Genomic DNA, 5624 nt, shown 5'->3' with positions numbered 1-5624 from the left:
TCCCGCAAACAGCAGGTGCGTGCGCGGGATTCGGTCAGCATCATCGACAGACGCCCGTAGGTGGGTTTCTAGCCAGATCTTATATGGTTTAAGGCTTCGATCAACAGGAAACGGCAGCGATGCCATTCGGATTCGAGAGCGCGCACCGCTTGCGCGCCGGGGCGCAAGCGGTAGGTGTAGCGCCGCGCGTGCGCGGGGCCGTGGCGCTGCTCGTCGACGTCGATGTCGAGCATCCGGTCCAGGATGCGCTCGATCGACACCCGGCCCTCGACCCGTGCCAGCGGACCGCCGGGGCAGCTGTGCACGCCGCGCCCGAAGGCCATGTGCTCGCGGAAGTTCGGGCGATCCAGGCGGAACTCGTGCGGGTTCTCGAAGCGGCGCGGGTCGCGGTTGGCCGCCCCGGGGCAGAACATGACGGTCGACCCGACCGGGATCGGCACGTCGCCGACCGTGGTGGCCCGGGTGGCCAGCCGGAAGCCGCTCTTGACGGGCGCGTCCATCCGCAGGGTCTCCTCGATGAAGACCGGGATGCGGCTGCGGTCCTCCCGCAACCGCTGTTGGATGCCGGGATTGTCGGCGAGCACGCGCAGCGCCGCGCCGAGCAGTTTCGCGGTGGTCTCCTGGCCTGCGGCGAACAGGAAGGTGGCCGAGCGGACCACGTCGATGACCTCCGGCGTCGACCCGTCCGGGTACTTCGCCAGCGCCAGCGAGGTGAGCACGTCGTCGCGGGGCTCGACGCGGCGCTCGCTGATGTAGGCGGAGAACTTCTCGTCCAGCCATTCCAGCGGGTTGGACGCCATCACGTCGTCGTCCATCGCGCCCGGCCGCGCACCCGGCCGCTCCGCGCCGAGAGCCACCCGGAAGGCCTGGTGGTCCTCCTCGGGTACGCCGAGCATGTCGGCGACGACCAGCAGCGAGAACGGCTTGGCGTACTCGGTGAGGAATTCGCAGCGGCCGTTGGCGAGGAACTCGTCGAGCTGGCGGTCGGCCAGCCGCCACATGAAGTCCTCGTTCTCCTTCAGCCGCGCCGGGGTGAGCAGCCGGTTGAGCAGCGAGCGGGCGTAGGTGTGCTGCGGCGGGTCCATGGTCACCATGTGCTCGAACATGGGCAGCTTCTCGCGGTGCGCGGCGATCAGTTCGGTGATGTCCTCGCCCCGCACCTCGAACGGCAGCGGCGGGAAGGGCCCGCCCACGGAGATGGCCGAGGAGAAGACCTCGGGGTCCTTGAGCACCTCGACCGACTCCTCGTAGCCGGTGACCGCGTAGACCTTGTGGTTCGGTTCCTGGGTGACCGGGCACTTGGCGCGCAGGTGGTCGAAGTAGGGATGCGGGTCCGGCACGAGCGCCGGGTCGGTGAAGTAGTCGACGGTGTCGAAGTCGGTCATCGCGGAACTCCTGGATTCTGCTCTCGGGCAACGGCTTGCACAGCGGTGGCGGTCATGGCAGGTAGACCCGGGCGGCCAGCCAACGGCCGTCGACCAGTCGCATGGTCATCACCACCCGGCTGCGGTCGATACGGGGATCGGGCGAGGCGGCGTTGGTGACGGTCTGGTCGATGAACAGCAGCACCTCGACCTCGGACTCGCTCGCGGACTTCACGGCGGCGTCGAGCACGGTGCCCTGGCCCACCGCCTTGTTCTCCAGCAACAGCTCGCGCAGCTGACCGCTGGAGCGGGTGTACATGTCGCGGAACTCGCCGGTCGAGCCGTCGAGCACGGCGGCGAAGTCGCGGTCGAGGTGCTCGGAGTCGACACTGGTCAGGGTGACCGCGTAGGCGCGCGCGGCAGCCAGTGCCGCGTCGGCGGCGGCCTCGACATCCTTGTGCTGCTTCAGCTGCCAGCCGAACCAGGCCGCGGCGACCGTCGCGGCGACGGCGAGCACGCTCACGGCGGGCACCAGTGCCCGCCGCGCCAGGTCCGGTGCGCGCCATGACCGCTGTCCGCCCCCCGGCGGCAGCTCGGCCGCCTGCTCGGGGGCGGTGTCGCCGGGATCCGGCCCGGCGGTCTCCTCGGCTGCCGAGGCGAGGACGGTGTCCTCGTCGGTCGCTCGCTCCCGGACGGCTCCGGTCTTCTCGCGGCTCATGGGTTCTCCTCCTGGGCGTACAGGCGCTCGATCCGGTCACCGCACCGGCGCGGGCGGGGGCGGGGGCAGTTCCGGGCCGCCGAAGTGCAGCGGGATCGACAGCGGGCCGATGGGCGTCCGGGTGGTCTGCAGCTCCGGCGAGACACCGGGCGGTGGAGCCTCGGGGATCTCCTCCCCCGGCGGGCGCGGCGCGTTGCGGGCGCCGCGGATGAGGACCGAGGGGTCGGTGTCGGGGCAGTAGGTGTAGCGATAGGGCTCGGGGAAGTCGGGCAGCGAGGGCGGTCGGCGCGGCAGGTCGTAATCGCAGGCGTAGCGGGGGTAGAGGTTGACCAGGCCCCAGATGCCGCCGTCGTGGAAGGCGACGCCGATCGCGTCCAGGGTGGAGCCTGCCCGTCCGGTGGGGAAGAAGAACTCCTGGAGGGCGGGCACGCGGGTGGAGACCATCTGTGAGGTGACGCCGAGGTGCCCGAGCATCTCGGCGGCGCCGGCGGAGTTCTCGGCGAGCAGGGCGTCCACGGCGCGTAGCGTGCCGGGCGAGGCGCCGAGCAGTTCCACGTAGCCACCGGACTTGGCGGCCACACCGGACAGGAAACTGTCGGCGTCGGCGGCGAACTCGCCGTAACGCAGGTCGCCCGCGGTGGCCAGCACCGCCCGGCTGTCGCGTACCAGCCGCACGGTCTGCGGCAGCACCGAGTCGAGGGTGGAGATCAGGAAGACACCGCCGTCGATGATGTCGGCGAGCTTGTCCGGTCCTTCGGGGCCGACGCCGAGCTCGCCGACGACGGTGGCGATCAGCTCGGGGTCGACCTGGTCGAGGGTCGAGTCCAGCGCGGCCAGGGTGCGCCACAGCGGTGCGGGGGTGCTGGTGCGTTCGCGGCCGATCTCGGCGCCGTCGGCCAGTGTCGGCCCGTCGTCGGCGGTGGCGCGGAAGTCCAGGTACTCCTCGCCCGCCATGGACAGGCTCGCCACCCTGACCTCGGCGTCGGCCGGGATGCGGGCGCCCGCGTCGACGACCGCGACGGCGACCAGCCCGTCCGAGGTCAGTTCGACGGTCTCCACCGTGCCCACCGGCACGCCGCGCAGCGTGACGTTCTGGCCGGGCAGCAGCCCGCCGGACTCGGCGAGGTGCACCCTGACCCGCAGGGTGTCGGCGGTGGGGTCGACGCCGAGCGCGCCGAACACGAGATAGGCGGTGCCGCACAGCAGGACCCCGATCAGGGCCGCGGTGGACAGCAGGTTGCGCCGCGCGTGGGCGAGGCGCACGCCGGTCACCAGGAACCGGGCGGCGGGCTCGAGCGGGCTCATCGCGCACCCCCGGTGATCTTCTCCTGGAGTTTGAGCAGCGTGTAGGTGAAGGTGCCGATGAAGGCCGCCCAGTCCGACAGGTCCGGCAGGCGGCTCTCCGGGTCGCCGGGATGGTTCGGGTCGGGCAGGTAGCCGAGCGCGAGGTCCTGGAAGTCGGCGTCGACATTGGCCGAGGTGGAGGTGGTGACCGAGATGATCGGGCCGAGCATGGCGTTCAGCGCGCCCAGGTCGGCCTGCGGGTGGGTGGCGGCGTCGGAGAGCCCGGCGGCGATGCGGTTCAGGTCGGCGACCATGCCGGTGGTCTGTTCGCCGTCGAGCCCGGGCAGGGTGGCCAGCCTGGCGCTGATCGACTCCACGCGGCGGACCAGTTCCAGCGCCTCGGCTGCGTGGGTGTCCAGGGTCTGCAGGGCGGGGCCCGCGGCCTCGATCAGGCCGTCGATGCCCGCCCGCTGGGCGTCGAGGGTGCGGGCAAGGGCGTCGATGCCGGCCAGGGTGGCGCGGATGTCCTCGGAGCGGGCGGCCAGCGTGCGCACCACGTGGGTGGACTGCGCGATGAGCGCGGACAGTTCCTCGCCGCGCTCCCCCACCGCGCGGCCCAGTCCGTTGACCAGCGTGGTCAGGTTGCGGATGGCGCCTCCGTTGACCAGCAGCGCGGCCGTGCTCAGCAGTTCCTCGATGGTGGCGGCGGAGGCGGTCTGCTCCTTCGCCAGCCGGTCACCGTCGGCCAGCGCGGGAGTCGCGGCGGTGACCTCGGCCGGCGGGGTGAGCGAGACGAACACATCGCCGAGCGGAGTCGCGGTGCGCAGTTCGGCGCGGGTGCCCAACGGCAGCCTGACCTCGCGCTCGATGCGCAGGGTGACCACGGCGGTGTAGTCGTGCACGGCCATCTCGGCGACCTCGCCGACATCGGCGCCGAGCAGGCGCACCTTCGCCTTGGCGGGCAGGTTCAGCGCGTTGGCGAACTCGGCGCGCACGGTGTAGCCGTCCCCGCCGCCGGGGGCGGGCAGCGGCAGGTCGCCGAGGCCGACCGAGCAGGCGGTGGCGCTCGCGAGCGCGGTCACCAGCAGTGCGCCGATCCGCCGCGGGGCGCGCGCCCAAGGCGCCGCACCGAGCCGCGAACGGTCGCCCCTCATCGCGGCAGCTCCGCCATGGCGGTGAGCATGTCGGTGATCCCGAAGTCGGGACCGAAGTCCTGCAGGGTGCCGGTGGCGCAGCCCAGTTGGCGCAGACCGAGCACATTGCAGAATTCCTTCACCAGCTGCCCGTCGAAGAACACCTTGTCCAGCAGCGCGTGCACCCGCACGCCCCGGTATTCGAAATCGACCGCGGCATAGGCGTTGTCGAGCAGCAGCGGGGTGACGTCGAGGAATTCGGCCAGTTCGCGCCGGTAGTCGGCCAGGGCGAGGGTCACGGTGTTCGCGTCGGTGACGGTGGCGCGCAGGGCTTCGGCGTTGTCGGTGAGCAACGCCTCGGTGCCGCGCACCAGTTCCTCGACGCGCGCGCCGGTGCGTCCCTCGCCGATCCGCAGCTCGGCCAGCAGGTCGGCGAGTCTGCCGGTGTCGGCGGCGAATTCGCGCACCAGGTGGTCGTTGTCGGCGGCGGCGCCCGCGAGGACGGCCAGCTCGTCGGCGAGCCGGGTGACGGTGGCCTGCCATTCGGCGCCGCCGTCCTCGCTCATGCGCGGCGCCTCGGCCAGCGCGGTCATGGTGGCGCGCAGGTCGGGGCCGCTGCGGGCGGCGATCTCGGCGGAGACGCCGAGCAGACGCGCCACCGGTCCCGCCCCGGGCCGGTCCTCGGCGAGTTCGCCCGCCATGGTCTCGGCCGCGCCGAGCAGCCGGTCGAACTCGACGGGGGTCCTGGTGCGGTCGCGGCCGAGGCGGGCGCCGTCGGCGAGGACCGGGCCGTCCCGGTACACCGGGGTGAACTCGACGTGCCGGTCGGTGAGCACCGACGTGGACAGGGTCACCGCGTGCGCGTCGGCGGGGATGCGCACGCCCTCGGCGACGCGCATGGTCACCTCGACCCGGTCGCCCTTCGGTTCGACCGCGACGACCTCACCGACGTCCATGCCGAGCACGGCGACGGCGTTGCCGACGTAGAGCCCGGCGCCGTTGTCGAATTCGGCGACCACGGTGATGCCGTCATCGCCGGAACCCAGCGGCCCCGCGCAGCCGGCGACGGCTCCGACGAGCAGCACGATCGCGGCGCGCACACTTCTCGGCAGACAGGACAGGAGG

5 protein-coding genes are annotated in these 5624 nt (G+C 72.2%); all 5 read right to left on the bottom strand.

The window, feature by feature from the left end:
• Positions 1-68: 68 nt before the first annotated feature.
• Positions 69-1385 (bottom strand): cytochrome P450, encoded by a 1317-nt coding sequence (locus tag QH283_RS11750; protein ID WP_280503037.1) that lies wholly within the window; start codon positions 1383-1385, stop codon positions 69-71.
• A 52-nt stretch (positions 1386-1437) separates the two neighbouring features.
• Positions 1438-2082, bottom strand: a complete 645-nt coding sequence (locus tag QH283_RS11745) for a hypothetical protein (protein WP_280503036.1) — start codon at positions 2080-2082, stop codon at positions 1438-1440.
• A 36-nt stretch (positions 2083-2118) separates the two neighbouring features.
• A complete protein-coding gene (locus QH283_RS11740) occupies positions 2119-3387 on the bottom strand; it encodes an MlaD family protein (RefSeq protein ID WP_280503035.1) in 1269 nt (422 codons plus the stop codon).
• Positions 3384-4520 carry an MlaD family protein gene (locus QH283_RS11735; protein WP_280503034.1) on the bottom strand — a complete coding sequence of 379 codons (1137 nt, stop codon included), beginning with the start codon at positions 4518-4520 and terminating at the stop codon, positions 3384-3386. Before QH283_RS11735 ends, QH283_RS11740 begins: the two co-directional genes overlap by 4 nt.
• The coding region (locus tag QH283_RS11730) for an MCE family protein (RefSeq protein ID WP_348538278.1) at positions 4517-5624 on the bottom strand (1108 nt) is incomplete at its 5' end. The genes QH283_RS11735 and QH283_RS11730, both read right to left, overlap by 4 nt.

The sequence above is a fragment of the Nocardia farcinica genome (assembly GCF_029867845.1).
In the GTDB taxonomy this organism is placed as follows: domain Bacteria; phylum Actinomycetota; class Actinomycetes; order Mycobacteriales; family Mycobacteriaceae; genus Nocardia; species Nocardia farcinica_A.
This window is presented reverse-complemented; position numbering and strand designations above follow the sequence as displayed.